Annotated in this window: 13 protein-coding genes; 7 read left to right on the forward strand and 6 right to left on the reverse strand. The window is 67.7% G+C overall.

The window, feature by feature from the left end; all coding sequences use genetic code 11:
* The 3 genes from ACIA58_RS22865 to ACIA58_RS22875 form a co-directional block, all read right to left on the reverse strand.
* Positions 1-912 (reverse strand): carbohydrate ABC transporter permease, encoded by a 912-nt coding sequence (locus tag ACIA58_RS22865; RefSeq protein WP_396405769.1) that lies wholly within the window; start codon positions 910-912, stop codon positions 1-3.
* Between the two features lie 11 nt (positions 913-923).
* Positions 924-1769 carry a carbohydrate ABC transporter permease gene (locus ACIA58_RS22870; RefSeq protein WP_396405770.1) on the reverse strand — a complete coding sequence of 282 codons (846 nt, stop codon included), beginning with the start codon at positions 1767-1769 and terminating at the stop codon, positions 924-926.
* A 110-nt stretch (positions 1770-1879) separates the two neighbouring features.
* Entirely contained in the window at positions 1880-3184 is a 1305-nt protein-coding gene (locus ACIA58_RS22875) for an ABC transporter substrate-binding protein (protein ID WP_396405771.1), read from the reverse strand.
* A 195-nt stretch (positions 3185-3379) separates the two neighbouring features.
* Here ACIA58_RS22875 and ACIA58_RS22880 point away from each other — a divergent pair, with 195 nt between their 5' ends.
* On the forward strand, positions 3380-4531 hold the full coding sequence (locus tag ACIA58_RS22880; RefSeq protein ID WP_396405772.1) for a GntR family transcriptional regulator: 1152 nt from the start codon (positions 3380-3382) through the stop codon (positions 4529-4531).
* A gap of 69 nt (positions 4532-4600) precedes the next feature.
* Here the strand turns inward: ACIA58_RS22880 and ACIA58_RS22885 are convergent, their stop codons facing one another.
* The 3 genes from ACIA58_RS22885 to ACIA58_RS22895 all read right to left on the reverse strand — a co-directional run bounded on the left by ACIA58_RS22885 (position 4601) and on the right by ACIA58_RS22895 (position 11233).
* Positions 4601-5944 carry a sulfatase gene (locus tag ACIA58_RS22885; protein WP_396405773.1) on the reverse strand — a complete coding sequence of 448 codons (1344 nt, stop codon included), beginning with the start codon at positions 5942-5944 and terminating at the stop codon, positions 4601-4603.
* Positions 5945-5969: 25 nt separating this feature from the next.
* Complete coding sequence (locus ACIA58_RS22890; protein WP_396405774.1) at positions 5970-9155, reverse strand: chondroitinase family polysaccharide lyase; 3186 nt, start codon at positions 9153-9155, stop codon at positions 5970-5972.
* Positions 9156-9238: 83 nt separating this feature from the next.
* Positions 9239-11233: a hypothetical protein gene (locus ACIA58_RS22895; RefSeq protein ID WP_396405775.1), complete on the reverse strand. Its 1995-nt coding sequence runs from the start codon at positions 11231-11233 to the stop codon at positions 9239-9241.
* Between the two features lie 242 nt (positions 11234-11475).
* On the opposite strand from ACIA58_RS22895, the gene ACIA58_RS22900 reads away from it, so the two are divergent.
* The 6 genes from ACIA58_RS22900 (at position 11476) to ACIA58_RS22925 (ending at position 25426) form a co-directional block, all read left to right on the forward strand.
* A complete protein-coding gene (locus tag ACIA58_RS22900; RefSeq protein WP_396405776.1) occupies positions 11476-12735 on the forward strand; it encodes an ROK family protein in 1260 nt (419 codons plus the stop codon).
* Positions 12736-12844: 109 nt separating this feature from the next.
* Positions 12845-13726 carry a family 16 glycosylhydrolase gene (locus ACIA58_RS22905; RefSeq protein WP_396405777.1) on the forward strand — a complete coding sequence of 294 codons (882 nt, stop codon included), beginning with the start codon at positions 12845-12847 and terminating at the stop codon, positions 13724-13726.
* A gap of 66 nt (positions 13727-13792) precedes the next feature.
* Positions 13793-16663 (forward strand): AfsR/SARP family transcriptional regulator, encoded by a 2871-nt coding sequence (locus ACIA58_RS22910; protein WP_396405778.1) that lies wholly within the window; start codon positions 13793-13795, stop codon positions 16661-16663.
* A 120-nt stretch (positions 16664-16783) separates the two neighbouring features.
* Positions 16784-22903: an RHS repeat-associated core domain-containing protein gene (locus ACIA58_RS22915; protein ID WP_396405779.1), complete on the forward strand. Its 6120-nt coding sequence runs from the start codon at positions 16784-16786 to the stop codon at positions 22901-22903.
* A gap of 57 nt (positions 22904-22960) precedes the next feature.
* On the forward strand, positions 22961-23848 hold the full coding sequence (locus tag ACIA58_RS22920) for a peptidoglycan-binding protein (RefSeq protein WP_396405780.1): 888 nt from the start codon (positions 22961-22963) through the stop codon (positions 23846-23848).
* 3 nt (positions 23849-23851) lie between these two features.
* Positions 23852-25426, forward strand: a complete 1575-nt coding sequence (locus ACIA58_RS22925) for a peptidoglycan-binding protein (protein WP_396405781.1) — start codon at positions 23852-23854, stop codon at positions 25424-25426.
* Positions 25427-25447: the final 21 nt, after the last annotated feature.

Below are 25447 nucleotides of genomic sequence, written 5' to 3' on the forward strand. Positions count from 1 at the left end.
CTATTTGTCCGAGCCCAAGGTCATTCCCTCGATGATTCGGCGGCCGAGCCACAGATAGAGCACGACCAGTGGCAGTACGACGATGGCGATCCCGGCGAACATGCCGCCCCAGTCGGCGCCGTTGTACTGCATCTGCTGCAGGAAGCCCAGCATCGCCAGCGGCAGCGTCTGCAGGCGCTGGTCATGGATGAAGACCAGCGCGAAGAAGGTCTCGCCCCAGTGGCCGATGACATTGAGCAGCAGCAGTGTGACGATGCCACTGCGGCAGACCGGCATCATGATCCGCGCGAAGGTGTACAGCGGACTGGCGCCGTCCAGCGCGGCAGCCTCCTCGAGCTCGATGGGTAGTGACCTGAAGAACCCGGTGAGGAAGAAGACCGCGAACGGCATGGACGTCGCCGTGTACAGCAGCCAGAGCCCCCACAGGCTGTTGACCAGGCCGAGATGGCTCATCACGGCGTACAGGGGAAGGAAGATCGCCTGGGCGGGTATGCCCAGGCCGATCGCGAACAGCGAGGTCGCGGCGCCGGCGCTCGGCGCACCGAGCCTGCTCAGGGCGTAGCCCGCCGGCGCGGCGAGCAGCACCGTGGCCGCCGCGGTGGCGGCCACGAGCACGAGCGAATTGATCGCCGCGGGTCCGAAGTTCCCCGTCGACCAGGCGCGGGCGAAATTCTCCCAGTGCAGTGACTCGGGCAGCGACCATGGGGCGTTCAGCAACTCCCGGGTCGACTTCACCGAGTTGAGCAGGATCCAGACCAGCACGGCGAGATTGAAAATCACCAGCGCCCAGGCGAGCGGCGCGCCGACGAACCGCTGGATCGCGCCGGCCCGGGTCGGCCGTGGTGGGCGTCGTAAGGTGCGGAGGTTGGTCAGTGAACTCTTGGCCAGTGAACTCTTGGTCAGTGAACTCATGGTCGATCCGTTCAGAACTGGATGGGGTCGCGTCGCATGACTCGGCGGATCAGCACGACCAGCACCGCGACCAGACCGAGCGTGAAGATCGAGTCGGCGGCCGCGAGGCCGAAGCTCGGCACGCCCTCGGACGCGAAGGCGGTCGCGTACGCGTAGAGCGACATGGTCCAGGTACGCGTACTCGGCAGCCCGCTGGCCGAGCCGGCCATCGCGAGGATGAACTCGAAGGTCTTGATCGAGTTGATCGTCCACAACACCGAGCAGACGCCGATCACGTCCCACGACAGCGGCAGGGTCACATGGCGGAAACGCTGCCAGGCATTGGCGCCGGCGAGCAGGCAGTCTTCGTACAGGTACGGCGGGATGCGGTCGACCGCGGCCATGATGATCGTCGTGTAGAAGCCCGTGTTGATCCAGACCAGGCCGATCAGGATCATCGTGTACTGGTGCTCCTGCGACAGCCATCCCGGCGGATGGTGCACGCCGACCGACCTGAGGATCTTGTTGACCAGACCGTCGGCCTGGAACAGGAAGCCCCACAGGATCGACAGCACCAGGGCCGGCACGATGTTCGGGAAGAAGATCACTGATCGCGCCGTCGATCGGCCGGTCAGGTCTCGCAGCAGCATGGTCAGTCCGAAGCTGACCGCGAAGGTGGCGACACCAGCTCCAACGAGCAGCAGCATCGTGTTCTTCAACGCCTGCTGGAACACGGGGTCGGCGAACATGTAGCGATAGTTCCGGAGGCCGGACCATTCCATCGGACCGTAGCCCGGCCACTTGTGCAGGCTGATGTACGCCGTGGCCGCGACCGGGACGAGCAGGAAGATCGCGTACAGCACGAGAGCCGGTGTCACGAACGGTGCGTACAGCCGCCGGCGTTGACGTTGTAGAGCGCTTCCTTTGCGGCGATCGACGGCACGGGTCACGCCGGGGTTGACCACTAGGACCGTGCGGGCAACGCCCGTCACTGTTCGCGCTTCCAGAAGTCGATGCTCTGGGACTTCAGCCCGCCGATGAAGTCGTTCGCCGAGATCTTGCCCGCGACGAGCTGGTCGTCGAGCGGAAGGAACACCTTGGTGAACCAGCCCGAGTAGTCGGCGACCACTCCGTCGGCGTTCGCGTAGGTCCCGTTCTTCTTGACGATGGCGGCGACGCCGGCGGCGTCCGGGGCCATCGTCACATCCTGCCTCGCCATCAGAGAGGCGGTGGCATCTTCGTAGGCCTGTACCTGTGGCTTGCTGTACAGGAAGGCGATGAGCTTCTCGGCGGCCGCCTTGTGCTTGGCCTTGGCGGGTACGACCCAACCCGACGGCTGACACATCACCGGGGTGCTCGAGGCGCCGTCGGCCGGGAAGCCGAAGGTGCGGTACTGGAAGCCGTCCGCGGCGTACGGCTTCGCCTCGCTGGGCAGCCACGAACCCATCAGGATGAAGTCGGCCTTGTTCGCGGCGAATCTCTGCTGCAACGCCGGGAACTTGCTCGCGCTGTAACCGTCCGCGAAGTAGCCACCCTTGGCCAGATGCTCGACCTGCGCGGCGGCCGCGGCGAACTCCGGTTTGTCCCAGGAGGCGCCGGTCTTGTCTCCGGCGGCCTGGTGGAAGGCTCCAGCTCCGGCCTTGGCCACGACGAGGCTGACGAACCAGAACGCACTGTAGCCGGGGATGTCCGCGTCGAGAGCCAGCGGCGCATGCCCGGCTGCCTTCTGCTTGTCGAGCAGTTGCTGGAACGCCTGCCAGGTGGCGGGTGCGGCGTTCGCGAGCGCTGGGAAGCGTGCGCCGTTGTACCAAACCGTGTTGCAGAGGGTGACGTACGGAATCAGGGGATGCTTGCCGTCGATCCCGGCCAACTTCTGCAGGTCTTCAGGAATGACTTTCCCGACGGTGCTCTCCTCGACGGGCACCTGCGCGCCGAGCACACTCGTCAGGTCCGCAGCGCCACCGGCGGGGATCTTGGACTTGACGTTGTTGTAGCTGCTGTCGAACAGATCGGCGGCCGGACTGGTCATCAGCGTGGGTTGCAGCTTGGTCAGGACGTCGCGGCCCTGCCACTGTACGTTGACCTTGATGCCGGTCTGGCGGGTGAACTCGGCAATCGACTTCGCCAGCGCGACCTGCTGCGGCTCGCCGTCCTTCCACGACGCCCAGTACGTGAGTTCCTTGTCGGCACTCGAGCCGCTGTCGGAGCTGGAGCCGCAGCCGGCCAGAGCGGTGGCCGCAAGGGCCGCGACCGTACAGCTCACGGCCAGACGGCGGGGGATGGATGTGTTCATGGCGCTTGCGTCCTCTCCAGTTCGAGCATTCGACTTTTGAGAGACGGTGGGGGCAGGGAAGAAAAGGAATCAAGACTGATTCCAAGACTGATCGCCGTCGCCGTGGCGCGGTGCGCCGGCAATGGTCGATTCCTACTTCAATCCTCTTGTCCGGTGGTGTAATGATCGGGAATCTTGATGTTGCGAGGAGCGATCATGGAGCCAGACGCGAGCTCGGACACGGCCTCCGGCCGGGCCGTACTGCCTCAGACCTCGCGCGAGCTGAAGTTCCGGCAACTCGCCGGTGAACTGCGGCACCGGATTCTCGACAACACCTATCCGCCGGACAGCAAACTGCCGACCGAGGAAGCCTTGTCGGCAGAAACCGGTATGTCACTGACCACCGTCCGGCACGCGTACCAGGAGCTGGCCGTCGACGGTCTCGTCGTACGACGTCAGGGCGCGGGCACGTTCGTCGCGCCGAGGGGACACCGGGCGGCCACCCGGCAGCGGGTGATCGGCGTTCTGGTCCCGGACACCACGCTGTACTACCCGCGCGTGCTGCAAGGCATCGAGAAGGCGCTGTTCCAGGCGAACGCGCGCCTGGTGCTTTCCTGCTCGCACTACGACCCCGACGCCGAGGACCAGGCGATCGGCGAACTGCTGAAAGCAGGAGTGGACGGGCTCCTCCTAGTACCGTCGCTGCACGACCTGGCCGATCCACGAGCGCGGGTGTCCGACCTGCGCGCACTGCCGGTCCCGATCGTGTTCGTCGAACGACGGCTCGCTACCCTCGGCCCGGCCGACTCGATGGAACACGTGTGCACGGATCACGAGGGAGGCGCCTACGACGCCATCAGGCACCTGCACGACCTCGGCCATCGCGAGATCGGTCTCGCTCTGCGGTCCGACGCGGCCACCTCGGCGCCGATCCGCTCCGGCTTCGAGTCGGCGATCGCGGACCTCGGACTCACCCTGCACGCTCCGCAGCTGAACCCGATGGCGGCCTGGAACTCCAGACATGCCAAGGAAACCGTCGAGCGGTTCAGGTCGGAGGAGATCACAGCGGCACTGTGCTTCGGCGACCGGGAGGCCTCTCTGGTGCTGGGCGCCGTCCGGCGCGCGGGACTCACAGTTCCCGACGATTTCGCAATCATTGCCTATGACAATGAGTTCGCCGACGTCGCGGAAGTGCCGATGACGGCTGTCTCGCCACCGCGCTACCAGCTCGGCGAGCTGGCGGTGCAGGTCCTGCTGCGACGCCTGGAGCTCGGCGACGCCCTGCCGATCCATCAGATCCACCTCAGACCCCGCCTCGTCATCCGCGCGTCCTGCGGCGCCCGCCCGCCGACCGACCACGAAGCCTGAGCTGTCGGCCTCGTAGTCAGGGCCCGGTCGCGGCCGTTGCGCTGCGCGATTCCTGAAGGGAAAGAAGGGTCAGTACGGAACGGCGAAGATCTCGTCGCGGACCGAGCTCTCGGTAGCTGGGGGGAGCACGAGCTTCTTCAAGAAGGCTGTGTCGTTGGTCTTGAGGCACGAGTCCAGGAGCTTCATCCGGAACTCCTCGAGGATCGCGTCGAACGCCGACTCCGCGGCTAGGTTGCGAAGTTCTCCGGGGTCCGCCACGAGGTCCACCAGTTGTTCACGATGTTTGCCCCAGCTGTAGACCGTGTATTTGTATCGGTGGCCGACGAAGCAACGCCCCAGCGTCGACGGATGTTGGGTGGTCAGAAAAGCAGTCTCGACGACGAGTCCTTCGTCCGCGGCGCGCTGTGCTGCCAGGCAGTTGAGTCCCTTGGCGTCGGGACGGTTTTGGACTCCTGCCACCCCGCAGAGCGTGGGGATGAGGTCCAGACCCACAGAGACCAATTGGCTGCTGACGTGATTCCTGGGCACGCCGGGCCCTTTCATCAGGAAGGGAACGCGGATGGATTCCTCCTGCAGGGATGTCTTCTGATTCCAGCCGTGGGCGGCGTCGCCGTCGCCGTGGTCGCTGGTGAAGAGAACGACGGTGTTGTCCGCCAGGCCCTGCTGTTCCATGGCCGTCAGGATGATGCCGATCTGTTGGTCTGTCCGTTCGATGAGCTGCGCGTACGCGTGCCGGTACAGCCGCCAGTCGTCGGGGCCGAAGCCGGAGGTCCCGTAGACGTGCTCGGCCGCGGACCGCTCGTGGGCCAGGGCTTGTGGGCTGTACGGAGCGGTCGCGAAGTTGGCCGGCAACGGTGGCGCGTCGCGAATGTCGGCGGGCGGCTGGACGTCGCCGTAGGGCAGGTGCTGGTCGCGTGCGTATTCGCAGATGGTGTGTGGGTTGTCGAACGAGACAAAGAGCAGGAAAGGCGCTTCACGGTTCTGCCGGGTCTCGAGCCAGCCCGTCGCGGCGGCCGCAAGTCCCTTGTCGCCGAACGGATGGATGACGTCGAAGCCGTCCTCCTGGTGGGCGCTGGCTTCGGGCGCGTGCCACTTGCCGCCGTACGCGCAGTCGTAGCCGGCCGCCGCGAACCAGTGGCCCAGGCTGTCCTTCTCCCGACCTGGCGCGTTGTCCGCGTTGCCTTCGTTGCCGTAGACACCCAATTCGTGCGGCTGGCGACCGGAGATCAGTGAAGCGCGGGCGGGTACGCACAGCGGGAAGGTCGTGTAGGCCCGGTCGAAGCGGGTGCCCGCGTTGGCCAGCTTGTCCAGGTTCGGCGTCCGAACGACGGTTGAGCCGGCGCAACCCAGCGCGTGGGCCGCCCACTGATCGGCCATGATGACGAGGATGTTCGGCGGCGCGGCAACGGACATGATTCTTTCCTTTCGGAGTACACGTCTAGTGCTCCGTGGGGGACAGGCGGACCTGGACCGGGCGGGCGTGTACGGTCTCGAACTCCACGACGGTCGACTCGCCGAGCGTCCTCGTGCGGCAGGCCTGCTCGTCGTCCGAGGCCCGCCAGTGGCCGGCAATCGTTACGCGCAGGCGGTGTGGGCGGCTGAGGTTGGTCAGCCAGGGCCGGGAAAACAGGGTGTAGTGGCCGACGTAGGTGTTGCCCTGGTACTGGTCGTTGTCGATGCCGTCGTACAGATGCAGGTCGGGGTCGCACACCGACAGGACCAGGTCGTTGCCGACGGCATGCGTCAGCAGCATGGAGGGGGTGTCGACCGCACGGACCGCACCGGCGGCCAGGTCGCGGGTCGCTTCGAAGAGGGCGTACCCGGTGATTCCGGTGGCCCGGTCGGTGACGATGTGGGCGACGCTGTCGGCCCGCAACACCGTGTACGGCGAGGTGTCCGGATCCGCCATCGCGGTAGTGAACGCGGCCATCGAATCGGCGGTGGCGTTGACCACCATGGCGTACTGATAGCCGGCATCGCGGGGCGCGGTGCCGTGCCGGATCCAGGCGGTGGCGAAGTCGCCGGTGGTCGGCTGGTCGGTGCCTTGGTCGCGGGACGTCTGGGTTGTGCGGGAGAGCCCGATGCGCTGACCGGCCGGCAGGTAGTACCCGATGCCTTTGTCGTCGAGAAGCCAGCGGGGCTCGATGAGACTGATGTCGGGCCGTTCGTACGGGAACGCCGTGACGGGTACCGGGTCGTCCACATAGGTGGGTGCCGTCTGTGTGCCGAGCGCGGTCTGGAACAGGGTGGTTTCGGTCTCGTTCACGCGGTCGGTGTTCTCGATGCCGGTGCCGATCGCGACGACCTGGTCGTCGAAGCAGAACACCGACTTCAGCGCGCGGTGCGAACCGTCGTACTTCGGGTGCTCGTGCAGGCGCATCGCGAACATCCCGTGCCGGTCGTCGATCGTGTGTGCACCGGCGAAAGCCGAGTCGGTGAGCAGCATCTCCTCGATGGCGCCGGTGAGATCGGCCTTCAGCGCGGAGAGTGGCAGGTTGATCGCCGTGGTGCCGGGCCACCGGCTCCAGTTCCAGCCGTTCTGGCTGTAGCCGCTGGCCTTGTTGGTGACCGGGTTGCCGCGGCTCTGCACCTGGACCTGTCCGTAGGTGGAGTATCTGCCGTACCAGTTCGCACCGTTGTAGACCTCGGTGGACCACAGATAGCGGTTGTGTCCCCGGACCGAGACCATCCAGTCGTCCCGCCGATGCAGCGACAGGGCGGCGTAGTTGAGCGCCCAGTTGCCGCTCGGGGTGGTCTCGGCAGGGATGCCACGTGCCTTGAGTCGCTGCAGAAGCTTCGGTGGCGCCGAGCTCGGCTGTGCGGGCAGTAGCCGGAAGAGCGCGGCCGCCAGTTCCGGGTCGACGTCCGACGAGCCGTCCGGGGTCCCGGCCAGCGCTGCCCAGACATAGGGGACGACCGACAGGCTGTGGTCACCTGTGGGGTGGCGGGCGGTGATCGCCATCGGCCAGTTGGTGGTGTTCGCGTACGTGCGCGTGGTCAGCAGCGCCCGCTTGAGGGATTCGTGCGCCGGCCGCGAGATCTGGAAGACACCGCCGCTCAGGATGTAGATGAAAGGGCTGACGCCGATGAACGCGTCACGGCTGTAGTCGGGGTAGAACCCGACATGGTGGAAGGCCGTGCCGTCGACCTTGATGCCGTCCTGGACCCCGGGGCTGGGCAGCAGTGCCTGGCTGAGCCAGTCGCGCAGGGCGTGCAGGTAGGCGACCTGTTCCGCCTCGGTGTCCTGGAGCAGGATCGAAAGGAACATGCCCGCCACTGTGGTGTTGAGGATGTCCATCGTGCTGCTGTACGCGTGACGCTCGTCCCAGCTCCGGAAGATCCGGCCCAGCCCGGAGAACCAGGTCACGTCGGCGCGCACGGCGGCCAGCAGGCCCGCGTCGCGGAGCACCTCGCGCATGAGGTGGACGGAGTCGTAGTACGTGCGAAAGTCGTAGCCGAGGTGGTGCACGGTGCCCTGGACGCTGCCGCGCTGCCAGCCCTGGTCGCGCAGGTGGGTGATCATGCGCAGGTACAGCTCGGCCAGCACCGGCCGGTCGGCGGTCGCGGCGATGCTGTAGGCCTGCGCCACCTTCTTCATCAGGGTCGTGTAGTCGAGCATGGCGGCCGCACCGATGAAGGCGGCGAGGTCGGTCGCGATCTCGGCCGGGTAGACCTCGGTCGGGCGCGACACGATCGGCCGGCCGACGCCGGTGGAGTCGCGCGACGGCACACCCAGCGCGTCGACCTGGGTCGCCAGCACCTGCGTGGTCGGGCTGCTCGCTGGGACCAGATAGTCGTCGTGATAGCGCGCCTGGGCGGCTTGCAGACAGGTCAGCTCGCCCGAGGACGGTGCCGGCGTCTCCAGGGGGTTGCCGGTCAGCAGTTGGTCGTAGCGGTAGAGAGCCGACCAGTGGGAGGTGTCTCCTTGGTCGTTCTCCAAGGCAACGAAAGGCACTTGGGCATCCCTGGTAGGACTGTCGGGTCGCACGTCCCGGTTGAGCACCATCAGGTCGACGTACAAGGTGCCGGTACTGCGTGGCGCGATCAGGCGCAGCGTGTCCATTCCCGGGTGCGGGCGGCCCTCGAGGTCGTAGCCGTAGCGCACCCAAGCGGTGCGCCAGCCGACGAAGTCGAGCCGGAACTCGAACCACGCGTCGGTGCGCGGACCCTCACCGAACTCGAAGCGCACCACATCGTCGACGGGCGTCTCGTTGTACAGCCACAGCGAGAACGTGTCGACCACGCCCTGCCAGCACTGGTCGGTGCCTGGCAGCCGGCCGGGGCGGTAGGCGTCGGGCGTGTACTTGAGGTCCGCCTGCACGGTGACCGCGGATCCCGGCGTGTAGTCCCAACGCAGAGAACGCGTTCCGCACCTCGCGGCCCGGTCGCTGATACTCAACGCCGACCCGCTGCCGGCGCGTACCTGGTCGGGCACGCCTGACTCGAACAGGAAGGCAGGTGGCTGCAACGCCAGCGCCCGCTGCTCCAGCTCGGCGGCGTCGAGGCCTGCCGGTGGGGGAGTCGCCGCCATGGCGACGGGACCGGGCAAGGCCAGCGTTCCGGCGGCCGCCAACGCGCCCGACAGGGCCGCCCGTCGACTGAGGCGATGGGGATTTTCCGGCATGGTGTTCTCCTCGGGGCGGCGAACGAGAGGGGTCGGCCGGGCTCGTCCCCTGACGGACGAGCCCGGCCTGCTGGGGGAGTGGATCAGTCGGTCAGTTGATAGAGGCCGACGGCGAGGCTCGGCAGGGTGACCTCGAGGGTGTGGGCCGAGATCGCGGTGACGGCGTTCGTGCGAACGTCGGTGGCGACGTGGCCCGGTACGCCGGAGAACGTCACCGTCCGGCTGGTCCTGGACGAGTTCACGACGAACAGGTACCGCTTGCCGTCGTGGGTCCGCCGAGTGGTCCAGGTGATCCACTCGCTCGGGGAGTTCACCTTGACAGGCAGGCGGCCGGTCGCCAGGAGAGCATCGGTCAGCGACCTGATCTCACCGACGACCCTCGTGGTGCCCGCCACCAGCTGCTGCGGGTCCGCGCCGCTGTGGTCCTGGATCTGGTCGAAGTACGAGTAGAAGAACAGGCCGGTCGAACCCACCGTGATGGCGTGCCAGGCCATGGTGCGCACCTGCTCCTCGGTGGGTGGACGGTTGATGCCGTTGTTGGCCTCGGCCGCGATCTGGATGACCGGCCAGTTCGGGTAGCCGGGCATCTCGGCGATCGCCCTCGCGGTCGATCGTCCCGCTGCCTCGATCGTGTCGGTGTCGGGGTGGTTCTTGACCGGGTAGTGGTCGGAGCCGAAGACGTCGGTGACGTACTCCTCGTCATCGCCCGGCCAGGTCCGGTAGTCGACCGAATAGGCCGGGTGGTTGGGGTCGTTGTCCATGACGGCCTGGTAGCGCGCGCGCAGTGCCGCGCGATGCTCGCTCAGCGAGACCTCGTCGTTGATGTACCAGGCGAGCAGGGCGGGATGGTCCCGGAACTGCTCCAGCTCGGAGATGACCGGCGGATCGGTCTTGTGCACGTACAGCACGCCGAGGCCGTGGCTGTGGGCGAGGTCCATCTGTGCCTGCGTCGGCGAGTGGTAGGTCTGCACGGAGTTGAAGTTCATGCCCGCTATGGCCGCGAGGTTGTCCTCGGCGAGCGCGAAGTCGTAGCAGCCGAGGGTGAAGTAGGGCTGCCCGTCGCGGATCAGCCGCCCGAAGTTGTCGATGTAGCTCGTCGGGATCTGTTCGGCGGAGAGCTTCTTCAGCTGGTGGACGACAGGGGTACCGACCACGGTGCCGGCGCGGTCCCGGGCGGTGACGGTGACGGTGTAGTCGCCGTACGGCCGGCTCTTCAGCGAGTAGCGGTATCGCTGCGGCGTCTGGTCGGGGAAGTTCTTGGTGTCGACGGTCCTGCCCCTGGAATCAGCGAGTACGACCCGGGCGCCGAGCGCCTCCGAGGCGCCCGTCGGCCTGAAGGCCTCGATCCGCAGGTCGATGTCCTGGGGCTGGCCGGGAATCAGCAGGCCGCGGTAGTTCGGGGCGGCGAGCTTGGCACGGAGCACGCGGGGGGAGGCCAGGTAGAGGACCAGGTCGTCGTACCAGGCGGTGCCGGTCTGGCCGCGACTGAGGTAGAAGATCACCTGCATCGTGGCCGCGCCGGCCGGAACGGCCTGCGGCTGGATGGTGAGCTGGGTCCAGTCGCCCAGGTTGCTGGACTGGGAGTAGGCCCCGGTCATGTAGTTGCCGGCGGCATCGCGCCACTCCACGGCGAAGGACGCACCCCCGCCACTCAGGTTGGCGGTCTTGACCCAGACGGAGCCGGAGATTTCGTCGTAGCGTCCGCAGCTGCCGTCGATGGCCGGGCCGGTGAACACGTAGGAGGTGTTGTCGGTCCGGTCGTACTTGAGCGATCGCGTGCCACTGTGGAACTGCGTCGGGTCGAACGTCGCCGCGGCGGTCAAGAAGACGTTGTCCGAGGAGTTCTCGAAGGACGTGCTGAACAGGACGGCCGGCTCCGACGCGGACGGCCCGCCGGACCCGGCGGCGGTCGGGCCGACGGCGGCCGACGTACTCGCCGAGGCTGTCCCGGGCAGCAGGCCCGCGACCACCACGCCTGCCGAGCCGGCCGCGGCCTGCATCAGGAATCGTCGTCGCGATGAGAGCGCCGGACCCTCGATGTCCTGCATGTCCCCGGCGTTGTCGGGCGGTGTGTTCATGACTACCTCTCTTGCTGTTGACGGACGGACGCATCCGTCCCGGAGCAGGCGGTGAGGGTGGCGACCGTCTACCCAGGTCGCATTAGTTCGGTTAATGTACGAATGCAGCGGGATGCCGTCAAGAGGTCGAACGCTCGGAGGCGAGACTTCATCAGGAGCGCCCGGCCAGTCGGGCTTCTTGCCACGGCGCGATTTGTATAGTGTTGGAACGAATCAACAGCAACGATCGTGAGGGTGGGGCAATGACTGCGCAGCAAGGGGATCCGGTACTCGTCGCGGCCGCCGACCGGGGCGCCACCCGGCGGGGCAACCTCGGCCTCATCCTCCGGCTGCTGCGCGATCACGGTGCCCGGTCCCAGGCCAAGATCTCGCAGGAGACCGGACTCCCGAAGGCGACCGTCTCCAACCTGATGTCCGAGCTGGTGGGACGCGGTCTGGTCAGCGACAGCCACGTCGAGCGCGGCCGCGCCATGGGCAGGCCGGGGCAGGCGCTCGACGTCGACGGAACGGGCATCTGTGCGATCGGCGCCGAGATTAACCCCGCCTACCTGGGTGTGACCGCGGAGGCCCTGCAGGGCAAGCAGCTCTACCGGCGATCGGTCGCCCTGAACGTCGAGGCGCTCGATCCGTCGGACACGCTAGACCGCCTCGCGCGGATGCTTCGCGCGGCTCTCACCGCGATGCGCAAGGACGGCCAGGTAGTGGTCGGAATCTGCGTCGCGCTCCCGGGTGTGGTCGACTCCGAGGCGGGGCGGTCGGTGTTCGCGTCCGGTATCGGCTGGAGCAACATCGACGTGGCCGGGCAGCTCCGGGCCAAGCTGGGCGCAGACCTGCCCGGTCTGCGGGTGGAGAACGACGTACGCGTGAGCGCCGTCGCCGAGTACGCCCAGGTCGCCGCCGGGTTCGGCGTTCAGGACCTGGTCTATGTCACCGGTGCCGCGGGCGTGGCGGTCGGGATCATCGCGAACGGCCGGCTGATCCGTGGCCACGCAGGTCATTCCGGCGAGATCGGGCACACCTCGCTCGACCGGTCCGATCGTCGTCAGTGTGCCTGCGGGCGCACCGGTTGCTGGGAGCTCAGCGTCGGAGCCGGCCGATTCCTGGAGTTGGCAGCCGAGGCCGACGACACGGTCCGTGATCCGGATCGCGATCTCGAGGAGCGCATCGGCGAACTGCGCAGGCGTGCCGACAACGGGGACCGCCGTACCCTCGCCGCGGTGGCCGAGGTCGCGGACAGCCTCGGTGCCGGCGTCGCGATGCTCTGCGACGTGCTCGACCCCAGAGTCGTCGTCCTCGGCGGCTACTTCTCCGTTTTCGGGGACTATTTCGTCAACCCGGTGCAGCAATTGCTCGACGCCAAGGCGATGGCGCCGAGCCTGCCGCGGACCCGGGTCATCGGCTCGGCCTTCGGGTTCGACTCGACCACGCGCGGCGCCGCGGCGAACGCGCTGGAGTCGGTGTACCAGGACCCGACGATCGTTCCACTCGCCGCCGAGGCCTGACCTCCTGCGGGTTCCCGCCCGGCTCTTGTTGGGTCTGCGTTAGTTCAGCTACCGTTCGAACTAAGTTCACCGGACAGCTGCAGTGACGTAGGGAAAGGAACCCGCCCCCATGAGTCCTCGACCGTACGCAGTACTGACCGCGCTCTGCTTGACGACCGCACCACTTCTCGTGACGCCGACCACGGCCTCGGGCGCCGCACCCGAGCCAAAGACTTCCCGGGTGGATCCGGCGACTCCACGCGGCGCCCAACCGCTCACGAAACCACTCGCGCCGGGCAAGACCCAGACTCTAGTGTTCAGCGACGAGTTCGACGGCACCGTTGTCGACAGCACCAAATGGACCAAGCGCGACTGGGCACGCACCGGGACCGTCGCGCCCGACACCTGGAGCTACGACCCCGCCAACGTCACCACCGATGGCAATGGAGCACTCGCCATCCGCATTCAGAACCCCTCGCCGACTGTGTACACCGGCGGCGGCATGGACAGCAAAGGAAAGTTCGACTACACCTACGGGACACTCGAGGCCCGAGTGCACATCCCGCCCACCAACGGCCATCTCGGCGCAGTGTGGGCTCTACCCACGAACGGCCTGGCTCCCGGTGGCGTCGTCGACGGCACAGCACGCGACGGGGCAGAGATGGACATCATGGAAAGCAACAGCCAGGCCGACCAGTACAACACCAGCCTGCACTGGGATGCCTTCAGCGGCCCCGACCACCAAAGCTCCGCGGCCACTGCCACCGCACCCGCGCTGCACACCACCTGGTACCACACGTTCGGACTGACGTGGACCGCGGACAAGCTCGAGTACACCTACGACGGCACCGTCGTGCGGACCGTCACCGACCCGGTCAAGATCAGCCAGGTGAAGGAGTACCCCGTCCTGTCCCACGAGATTCTGGACGCCTGGGCCGACGGATCGATCCACGACGAGGTCTTCGACTCGACCTCCAACATGTACGTCGACTACATCCGCATCTGGCAGTGACAAGAGAAGGTTTGCGCGGCACCCTGACACGGCAGACTGTTGGCCGGGACGGAGAGGGGGCCGCGGGTGGCGACGTTGCGGCGGGTGGGGGAGTCGGAGGCGGGCTCGGCGCGGTTCGGGCTGTTGGGGCCGATCGAGGCGTGGCACGGCGCCGAACGACTGCAGCTCGGGCGGCGCCGTGAGCGCGCTCTGCTCGCGGTGCTCCTGCTCGAGGCCAACAAGGTCGTGTCCGTGGAGCGGGTGATGGACCTGCTGTGGGACGGCAGCCCGTCCGAGACCGCCAGGGCGAGTCTGCGAAGCCACGTGTCGCGACTGCGCGCCTGCCTCGATCCGGCCGGCGGCAACCGGTACGGCGTACGGCTGGGTGCCCGTGGCGGCGGCTACCTGCTCGAAACGGACCCGGGGGCAATCGACGCCAACCGCTTCAGCGCGCTCGTGCAGCAGGCCCGCGCCACGACCGACGTGACCTCCAGAGCCCGGCAGCTCCGGGCGGCACTGAATCTGTGGCGCGGCCCCGCGCTCGCGGACGCCAGTTCTGATCTGCTTCGGCGGCGACTGGCCACCGAGCTCGACGAGCTCCGACTGATCGCGATCGAGCTTGCCGTCGACGCCGACCTCGACCGTGGGCGGCACGAGCAGGTGGTGGCCGAGGTGTACCGCCTGGTCGGGGATCACCCTTACAGGGAAGGGCTCTGGTCACGGCTCGCGCTCGCGTTGTACCGGGCCGGACGGCAGGGCGAGGCGCTGCAGGTACTGGCGCAGGCGCGCGAGCGACTGAGCGTGGAGCTGGGACTCGACCCCGGTCCGGAGCTGCGGAAACTGCAGCACAGGATCCTGACTGCCGATCCGGAGCTGAGCGGGGCGGAGCCCGCGGTGACGGCTCGGTCGAGCGGCCTCGGACCGCCGCATCAGGTGCCCATGGACATCCCCGAGTTCACCGGCCGCGATCTGGAGCTGACGGCGCTGACGGCGATGGCAGCGCCCGCTGTCCAGGGACCAGGATCGTCGCCCGTGGTCTGCGCCATCGAGGGGATGGCCGGTGTCGGCAAGACCCGGTTCGCGATCCATGCGGCGCACGACCTGGTCCGCCGCGGCTGGTTCGACGAGGTACGGCTGTGGGCGGATCTGCACGGGTTCGATTCGAAGCTCGACCCGGCCGATCCCGCCGCGGTTCTCGGTGCCTTCCTGCGACAGCTCGGCGTACCGGGTTGGGAGGTTCCGGAGGAGCTGGACGCACGGGCCGCGCTGTACCGCAGCCAGCTGGACGGGCGTCGAGCGCTGGTCCTGCTGGACAATGCCGCGACCGAGGAGCAGGTGCGGCCGCTGCTGCCCGGGAGCGGATCGTCCCTCGTGCTGATCACCAGCCGGCGCCGGCTGTCCGGACTGGACGGCGTGCAGCCGTTCCCGCTGGACCTTTTCACGCGGCCCGAGACGGTCGCGTTGCTGGCCCGGATCGCCGGCCCTGAGCGGGTCGCCGGCCACGAGGAGGACGCCGCCCGGGTCGCGACGCTGTGCGGCTACCTGCCGATGGCCATCACGCTCGCCGCCCGGCGCCTGCGCGCCCATCCGACCTGGGCCTTCACCGATCTCGTGTCACGGCTGACGGTCGACGCGTCCGGTGCGGACCGACCGGTCGAATGCCGGGCGGTCGGAGAGGCGTCGTTCAACCTGTCCTACGACGCGCTACCGCCGCAGCGTCAGCGCTTCTTCCGGCTACTCGGTCTGAACCCGGGCCGCCAACTCACGGCCCGGACGGCCGCCGCACTCTCCGGTCTGCCGCTGGCCGACGCCGACGCTCATCTCGAGTCGCTCCTCGACGAGTACCTGGTGTACGAGAGCCAACCGGGCAGCTACCGGATGCACGACCTCGTGCTCGCCTACGCCCGCGACCGAGCGCTGGCCAACGAGCCTGAGGAGGCGCAGTACGCGGCCATCCAGCGTCTCCTCGAGGGCTATCTCGCCCGCGCGACGCAGGCGACCCTGCTGGTCCACCCCACCGAGTCGCGCCGGGTCGCCGCCACCGTTGACGGCGAGACGGGCGGACTGCGTACGACGACGCAGGCGATCGAGTGGACCGAGAACAACCTCGCGGACCTGGTCGCCACTGTGCGGAGAGCCGTGGAGCTGCCGGGCGACGCACCCGTTCTGGCCGTCCGGCTGGTGCTGGCGCTCTACCGGCCGCTGGCGAATCGCGGCCACTCCCGGGAACGCATTGCGCTGAACGAGTTGGCAGCCGAGGTGGCGCACAGGATCGGCGACCGGCGGGTGCAGGCCCAGGTGCTGGAAGACCTCGGTGCGCTCTGCGGACAGGTCGGTCGGCTGGAGGACGCCGTACGGCACACCGAGCAGGCGCTCGCGATCTGGCGGGAGACCGGCAACGACGTCGGAGAGGCGGGGTGCCTGACCGGTCTGGGCATCACCTTTCGGCAGCTGGAACGGCTCGACGAAGCCGTCGTCTGCCTGCGGGAAGGGTTGGCGATCAATCGGCGGATCGCCCACATCCCGGGCGAGGCGTCTGCCCTCAACCATCTCGGCCTCGCGCTTCAGGCGACCGGCCGGTACGACGAGGCGATCACCTGCGGCAAGCACAGCATCGCCGGATACCGCCGGCTCGGTGACCGCACCGGCGAGGCGATCGCGCTGGCGAACCTCGGCTGGATCTACCAGCGGTCCCGGCTGCCGTCGCTGGCCATCGACTGCCATCAGGCCGCGTTGCCGCTGTTCCGGGACTGGGGCGACCGCTACAACGAGTCCGAGCAGCAGTGGGGGATCGGCCAGGCGTTCCACGCGCTCGGCGAGGACGACCAGGCCCGCACCCACTGGTGCGAAGCCATCAGGATCCTGCGGGACCTGGGCGTACTGCGGCCTGCGCAGGCCGAGGTGCTGCTCGGCCAAAGCGTCCCCGACACACCAGAGATCATCCGGCTGAACAGCTAGCGCAGGGGGCCGTGCCGGGGTGGCACGGTCTTGGCAACGTTGTGGCAATCGCGCTCCGTCAGGCTGCCCGAGCGGGAAAACCGTGCCCGCGCCGCCCGACGTCTGCGAGGAGACCCTTCGATGGTGTCGAGATTCCTTGTTCCCCTGCTCAGCACAGCGGTGATTGCCGGCACCCTGTCGGCGCTGCCGGCCGAAGCCGGCCCACCACCACCCAAAGCGCCCGTCGCCACGGAGGCGTCGGTCCCGGGCCGCGGCGCACCGGCCGTCACGCCGACGGCCGACCCGGACAAGACGGCAGCGATCGACACCACCAGCACCTGGCCGCAGGCCGCAGACCTGACGGTCTCCGTGCCGAACGGGCGCCCCGTGCAGCTCGGCACGTTGCCGGTGAGCGTCGCGGGCACGACAGCCACATCCACCACATCGACCACGGCAGCAGGCGCGGCGCCGGCGCAGATCCGGGCTCGCAGCCTGGCTCACGACTCGGCCGCGCGCTTCGGTACCGGAACCGCGATGGCGCTCGAACTGCGCCGTACCGACAGCCGGAGCGGCGCGCTCGCGCTGACGGTCAACTATTCCCGCTTCGCCAACGCGTACGGCGGTTCCTACGCCGATCGGCTGCGCGTGGTCAAGCTCCCCGGCGTCTGCGCCGACCACCCGGACAACGCAGCCTGCTCCGAAGGCACACCGGTGATCACCAGCACCAACGCCACCACGCAGACGCTCACCGCGACCGTGGACGCCACGAGCACGCCGGTCGTGTATGCCGTGACGCCGATGGCCTCCGGTCAGTCCGGGGACTACCGGGCCACCGACCTGAGCGACACGGCGAAGTGGATGGCCGGCGAGGCGGGCGGATCGTTCACTTACTCGTACCCGCTCGAAGTGCCGGCACCGCCGTACGGCGACGCCCCGGACCTGTCACTGAGCTACAACTCCGGCTCCGTCGACGGCCGCTCCTCGAAGAGCAACAACCAGGCTTCCTGGGTGGGGCAGGGCTGGGACCTCAACGAGCCGTACATCCAGCGGGTCTACAAGTCCTGCTCGCTGGACGGCCACCTCGACTGGGGCGACCTGTGCTGGTCGTCGCCGTACTCCGGCGACCCGGCGGCCGCGGAGTACATGATCAACTTCGGCGGCCACACCACCGAGCTGATCAAGGCGTCCGACGGTTCGTACCGGATGAAGGACGACGACTCGTTCAAGATCGAGCACCTCACCGGCGGCCCGAACGACGACAACGACGGCGAGTACTGGATCATCTCGACCCTGGACGGCGCCCGGTACTACTTCGGGTACGGCGAGGACAAGCAGCGCACGACCCACGCCAAGACGAACTCGAACTGGATCGTGCCCGTCGTCAGCGACGACGCCGGCGAGCCGTGTTACCAGTCGAATTCGGCGTCCTGCAAGCAGACCTACCGGTGGAACCTGGACCAGGTGCACGACCCGAACGAGAACTGGACCGTCCTCTACTACGCCACCGAGACCAACAGCTACAAGCGCCAGTCGTCGGGCAACATCCTGTCCTACGTCCGCGGCGGCTACCTGTCGAAGATCGAGTACGGCAAGACCGAGACGCCGGACGCGGAGCCGCCGGCGTACGTGTCCTTCAACCACTACAACCGGTGCAAGGAGCGCACCACGGTCGACGACCCGGACCTGACGCCGCCGGCCGACTGCCCGACGATCGCGAGCTCGCCGTCGTCGTACCCGGACGTGCCGACGGACCAGATCTGCTCGACCAGTTGCTCCAAGCACTCACCCACGTTCTTCGTCACCGACTGGCTGGACTCGGTCAGCACCTTCGTCCGCAACAAGGCCGGCACCGGCTACGACCCGGTCACGAAGTACCAGTTCAAGTACTCCTTCCCGGCCACCGACGACGGCACCGAGCCGGCGCTGTGGCTCGACTACGTCCGCCGGACCGGCTACCAGGGCGGGACGATCCGTGAGGCGGTGACGAGGTTCGACGGTACGAATCTCAACAACCGGGTGGACTGGAACGACCACCTGGGCGTGAAGCCGCTGTCGATGCGACGGCTGGTGAGCATCCACAACGAGTTCGGCGGGGAGACCAAGGTCACCTACGACCACGGCAAGGGCCACGGCTGTTTCACCGGCGGCTCCGCGGCGTCGGGATGGGACGCCTGGTACAACACCAAGGACGGGCACTGGGACACCAACGACGACGAGTGCTACCCGCAACTGTTCACACCCGAGGGCGCCGACGCCGGTTTCGGCATCTTCCACAAGTACTCGGCGGTCGAGGTCCGCGACATCGACCATGTCGGCGGCCAGCCGGACCAGGTCACGACGTACGAATACCTGGGCAACGCGGCCTGGCACCACGACGACGACATGCTCACCGCGAGCAACCAGAAGTCGTGGGGTGACTGGCGCGGCTACGGCCAGGTGCGAGTGACCAAGGGCGCCGGTGCCAAGGCCGAGCGGACCGTCACGACCACGACCTACTACCGCGGCCTCTACGAAGACATCAAGGTCGACGGCACCACCAAGAAGACCACAGTGCCCGACTACGACGGCAACGCCTGGTTCGACTACGAGCGCCGGGCCGGTCAGAAGGTGCAGGCACAGCAGTTCCGGCTGAACGACAACGACTCCCTCACCGAGCTGTCCTCGGAACGGTGGATCTACACCGATACCGGCATCACCGCCAACGGCCCGGGGAACCACGACGCCTATCAGGTACGCGAGCAGAAGCACTACACCCGCGAACTGCTGGACGGCGGTACCTGGCGGGTGACCGAGGTCGACCACACCTACGACACGTACGGCCTGACCGCTACCGAGACCGACCTCGGCGACGCCGCTGCCGGCACAGACGACACCTGCACCACCACGTCGTACGCGCGGAACACCGACGACTGGCGGTACATGATCTCGTACCCGGAGACCGTCGAGACCCACCAGGGCGCGTGCACCGGACCGGTGGTCTCTCGCAAGGTGACGCTGTACGACGGCGCCGTTTCGACCGACGACACCGTCAACAAGCCGTACGACGGCAACGCGACCGAGGTGCGTTCGTACACCGACTCGGCCACGGCGAGCACGGTCAAGCACACCTACGACGACCAGGGCCGGGTGAAGACCGAGACCGACCCGCTGGGCAAGGTCACCTCTACGACGTACGCCCCGGCCACTGGCTATCCGGGCGACGGCGTCACCGTTACGAACCCGCTGAACCAGTCGACAGTGACGGTCACCAGCCGTGCGTTCGGCAGCCCCATAAGGGTGCAGGACGTCAACGGCAAGATCACCGAGTCCGACTACGACGCACTCGGCCGCCTCAGCGCGGTCTGGCGACCGACAGAACCGCGGTCCGCCGGTACTCCGTCGTCCACCTTCAGCTACGTCATTCCGGCCGACGGCATCAAGTCCCCGACCGGCCCGACTCTGGTCACCTCCAAGCAGCTGCAGTCCGGCACCGGCGGTACTGCGGTGTGGCTGAGCAGCTACGAGTACGACGACGGCTTCGCGAACGCGGTCGAGACCCAGGTCCCCGGACCGCAGGGAGGCCGGGTGGTCACGGTCACCCGGAATGACAGCCGTGGTCTGACCGCACTCGAGTCCCAGCCGTTCTACAACTCGGCGGCTGCCGGATCCGGACTGCTGAACCCGGCCGAGAACGTCATCCCGCAGTACAGCGTGACCAGCTACGACGCCCAGGAGGGCGAGACCGCGGACGTCACCAAGGCGGCGGGCGCGGAGTTGTGGCGGACCACCACCACCGATCACGGCGACCACACGGTCGAGGTCCCGCCGACCGGTGGGCAGACCGTGACCTGGACCGACATCCGCGACAAGACCACCCGGGTGCAGAACTACCTGGACGGCACCACGCACCAGGACACGACGTACACGTACACACCGACCCACGAGCTGGCCTCGGTCACGGACCCCAACGGCAACGTCAGCACGTACACCTACGACTGGACGGGCAAGCGGCTGACCGCCGTCGACCCTGACAGCGGCTTGTCCAAGACCGTCTACGATCTGGCCGGCAAGGTGGCCTCGGTCACCGATGCGAAGAACCAGAAGGTCTCGCTTGGCTACGACGACCTCGGGCGCAAGACGTCCAGCTGGCTCGGTGACGTCGGCACCGGGACGAAGCTGGCCGACTGGACGTACGACACCACGCCCTTGGAGGGCGGCGCCAAGGCGCTGGGCCAAGCGTCGTCGACCACGTCGTACGCCGCCGACGGCAAGGCCTACACCCAGACGGTGAGCGGGTACGACAGCCGGTACCGAGCGACCGGTCGCTCGGTGACCGTGCCGGCGCCGAGTTCGCTGGCCGGGACCTACCAGTTCGACTACGGCTACGACTCCGCCGATCACCAGACCTCGATCACCTATCCCGGGGCCGGCGGTCTGCCGAAGGAGACCGTGACCCAGAACTACACTGCGCTGGGCCTGCCGAGCACGCTCGTCGGCGCCGCGACGTATGTCGCCGCGACAGGGTTCTCCGACTCGCTGAAGCTGGCGTCGCGTCAGTACGGCAGCACGGTGCAACGGCAATACAGCTACGAGCCGGCGACCAACCGGCTCGCCGGGATCAAGACTGTTGTCAGCGGCAACATTGTGCAGGACGACGGCTACAGCTACGACCAGGTCGGTAACGTCACGACGATCGCCGACCGGGTCGTCGCCCAGGCGCAGTGCTTCGGGTACGACGGCCGCAACCGGCTCACGTCGGCGTACACGACGACCGCGGCATGCCCGAACGCGGCCGACACCGCTGGACCCGACCCGTACAACCTCAGCTACACCTACGACGGCACCGGCAACCTGCTGACCGCCAAGAGCAACGGCGCGCTGTCGACGTACACCTATCCCGCGCAAGGGACCGGCTCGGTGCGGCCGCACGCGGTCAGCTCGGTCGGTACCAGCACGTACACCTACGATGCCGACGGCAACCTTCAGACCCGGACCGTCGGGGGAGTCAAGTCCACCCTCACGTGGGACGCCCAGAGCCAGCTTGCCTCCATGGCCACGCCGACCGGCACGAGCAGCTTCGTGTACGACGCCGACGGAGCTCGTCTGCTGCGCACCGACCCGGGAAGCACCACGCTGTTCCTCGACGGGACCGAGCTGACTGCCGGTGCGGGCGGGGTGAGCGCCACGCGGTACTACGTCTCCGGCGGCGCCACCGTTGCCCAGCGCACTCCGGCCGGCCTGACCTGGCTGACCGCGGACCAGCAGGGCTCGGAGCAGTTGGCGATCAGCGCGACCGGGGCGGTGAGCCGGCAGCGGTACCTGCCGAACGGCGCTCCGCGTGGTGCCGGCAACCAGTTGCCGACCGACCGCGGCTTCCTCGGCAAGGTCCAGGACAAGGCAACCGGTCTCGACCTGCTCGGAGTCCGCTACTACGACGCGACGATCGCGAAGTTCGTCTCGCCCGACCCCCTCGACAACAACGCCGAACCCGACACCGCCAACCCCTATTCGTATGCCGCCGACAACCCCGTCACCCTCAGCGACCCGACGGGTCTGAAGCCGGCCGACTGCTGGGGCTCCTGCATGAAGAACTGGGAGAAGTCCCAGGCCGCCCGTGCCAGGACCTACCACAACGGCCGGTACCACTATCACGCCCCGGCGCGCCGTTCGTACCACCCGGCGAAGCGCCACTATCCCGGCTGCTACATCGACTCAGGCCACAACTACTGCGGCGCCGACGGCAACGCCAGCTACGAAATCTGGCACCCCGGCTGCCACGTAGACACCGCCCACGACTACTGCGGCAGCCACTTCTCCATCGCCCCGGAGAAGAAGAAACCCGGTGAGGGCTTCTGGCACCGCATGGGCAGGTACGGCGCGATGACCTGGAAGGCCGGCGAACTCGTCGCCGGCACCTGCGCACTCTTCAATCCGTACTGTGCGGCGATCTCGGCGGGAATGAGCGCGGTCGACTTCGGCATCGCCGCGTACAAAGGCGATGGGAAGGGAATGGCTCTCGCCGGCTTCCAGATCCTCACCTACGGAGGTGCCGGCCGGTCGGCGGGCTATCTCAGGGAGGTGGAAGGGGACCTGACAAAGGTCATCGGCTCTCGAATGGTGGCGCGCACTGGCTGGGCCCGGAAGGAGATGCCGCTGCCCGAGGACGCCAAGTACATCGTGCGCGCCGCCCAGCGAATTGATTTCGGTGTGAGGACCGCCGATCTCGCCGGCGGAGTCTATTCGACGGTCAGCGGTGGAACCGACATGTTCGGCCTCCACTGACCGGTTCGCAATGCTCGAGCAGAGAGGAAAATTGTGAGAATTCGTAGTCTGTTGGCGGTGGCAGCCGTGGCTGCCGGCATGATGGTTGCCGTGGTGCAACCCGCGGACGCGGTGACCACCAATCAGGTGCAGTTCGATCTGGCGGGGATGGCCTATCTCGGGTTCGGGGATGTGGACGGGGCTACCGGGCCGAAGACGACCGCCGCGGTGAAGGCGTTTCAGACGGATCGGTGTCTGGACATCGACGGTGTGGTCGGGGTGATGACGACCGACGAGCTGGACGCGCAGGTGACGAAGGTGCAGCAGGCCGTGGGGGCCGACCCGGACGGGGAGTTCGGGCCGGCGACGGAGACTGCGGTCAAGACGTGGCAGGGGGCGCACAGCCTGACCCAGACCGGCCAGGCCGACGCCGCCACGATGACGGCGATGGGGATCACCCGGGTGAAGGACTGCACCCCGCCGCCGCCCGGAGTGCTGGCTGCGGCGGTCGTGCAGATCGCTCAGCAGGAGGCTGCGAATCCGGCGCGCAACCATGAGATCGGCGGCTACAACTGCAACTACTACACGACAGCACTGGGCCTCAGCGGCACCGGAGCGCACTGCTCCAACGGCTGGAAGACCCAGGCCTGGTGTGCCGACTTCGGCAAGTGGGTGTGGAACCAGGCCGGCGCGAAGACGACGTACGTCACCTCGTACTACAGCAGCTTCGAGACCTACGGGCACAACTACGGCACCTGGCACACCGGCAGCCCGCTGCCCGGTGACGCGATCGTCTTCAGCTACGGGCACGTCGGTCTGGTGGTGTCGGCGACGAGTAACTCCGTCACCTACATCTCGGGCAACACCTCCAACCCGGCCACGGGTAACGATGACGCGCTCCTGCAGAAGACCGTCAGCCGGTCGTACTCGGCGATCGTCGGCTATGCGAGCCCGGTGGCGAGGTAGTTCGTGAAGAAGCGCTTCGTGGCCGCCGCGACGCTGGTCGCGGCGGCCCTGATTCCGGCGTACGCGGCCACGACAGCCTCGGCCGCGCCGACCGGGCTGACGGCCGCGAACTTCCAGCTGCACAAGACGGCCTACAACCCGGCCATCGGCGGGCTGGACGAGAAGTTGCCGAAGGCCACGAGTCAACAGGTGATCGACGACGCCAACCGAGCGGCGCCGTTGTGCGGTTCGCACGCGTCCGGCCGGGTGGCCTCGTTCTGCTGGTCGTCCGCATCCGGCACGGACGACGAACACACCGCGGACTGGTATCCGCAAGGCATCACGACCAGCGCCGATGCGGATCCGTCGGGCAGCTACCAGGATCGGAAGGCAATACTGGCCAGCTGGTACTGGAGCGGCGGCGGCACCGAGCGGGGTGCTCGGATCGCATTCGTCGACTACTCCGACCCGAGCGCCCCGCAGTACCGGGTCGTCCTGCTGGTCGAGCCCTTCATGAACTCGGCGAACAAGCCTGACTTCCGCGCGGAGACGAACGTCGACGCCGACACCGGTGCCAAGATCTCCCTGCATGCGGGCGGTATCGCCTGGTACGGCCACTACGTGTACGTCGCCGACACCTGGGGCGGCTTCCGCGTCTTCGACCTCGACCACCTGTGGAAGGTCGACTCGACCCGGACGGCTATCGGACTGCAGTCCGACGGCAGGTACGAGGCGTACAGCTACAAGTACGTGCTGCCCGAGGCGTTCCGGTACACGGCTTCGACGGCGGGCTACTCGGCACTGCGCTTCTCGGCTGTGTCCCTGGACCGCACCGGTACGTCGGACAGCATGGTGGTCTGCGAGTACAACACCTCCTCGAGCGGCACGCACCGCGTGGTCCGATTCCCGGCCGACCCGAGCACGTTCGAGCTCGGATCGGCGGCGACCGAGGCGTACGAGACCGGCATCACGCACATGCAGGGCTCGGCGTCCGTGCGCGGGCGGTTCTACGCGTCGACCAGTTACACGACGAGTGGATCGTCGTACGGCTCGCTGTACACGTTCACTCGCGGGGAGAGCCCGACCGGCTTCCTCAACAGCCTGCAGGCGCATCCGGAGGACCTTTCGTACTGGCCCGCCACCAACGCGTTGTGGTCCCAGAGCGAGGTGCCCGGGAACCGGGTCGTGTACGCGATGGATGTCGGGCTGCTCGGCTGGCCGACGGTGAAGGAAGGCAACACCGGGGTCCGGGTCAGGACCGTCCAGATCCTGCTCGACGCGGGACTGGCGGTTGATGGCGACTTCGGATCGCTGACCGCCGCGGCAGTGAAGGCGTTCCAGTCCGCGCACGGGATCGTTGCCGACGGCATCGTCAATCCCGCGACCTGGAGGGTGCTCGCACCGGCCGTACGACCAGGTGACACCGGCGCCGCGGTGACGGCATTGCAGACCGAGTTGTCGGCGCACGCGTTCGCAACGCCCGTCACCGGCACGTTCGACTCGAGCACCGAAACGCAGGTCCGGGCCTTCGAGAGTGCTAACGGCCTACCGGTCACCGGCACCGTCGACGCGGACACCTGGAAATCCCTCGTTCTCTGACATTTCATCTGGAAGGTAATC

The sequence above is a fragment of the Kribbella sp. NPDC051586 genome (genome assembly GCF_044453965.1).
Taxonomy (GTDB): domain Bacteria; phylum Actinomycetota; class Actinomycetes; order Propionibacteriales; family Kribbellaceae; genus Kribbella.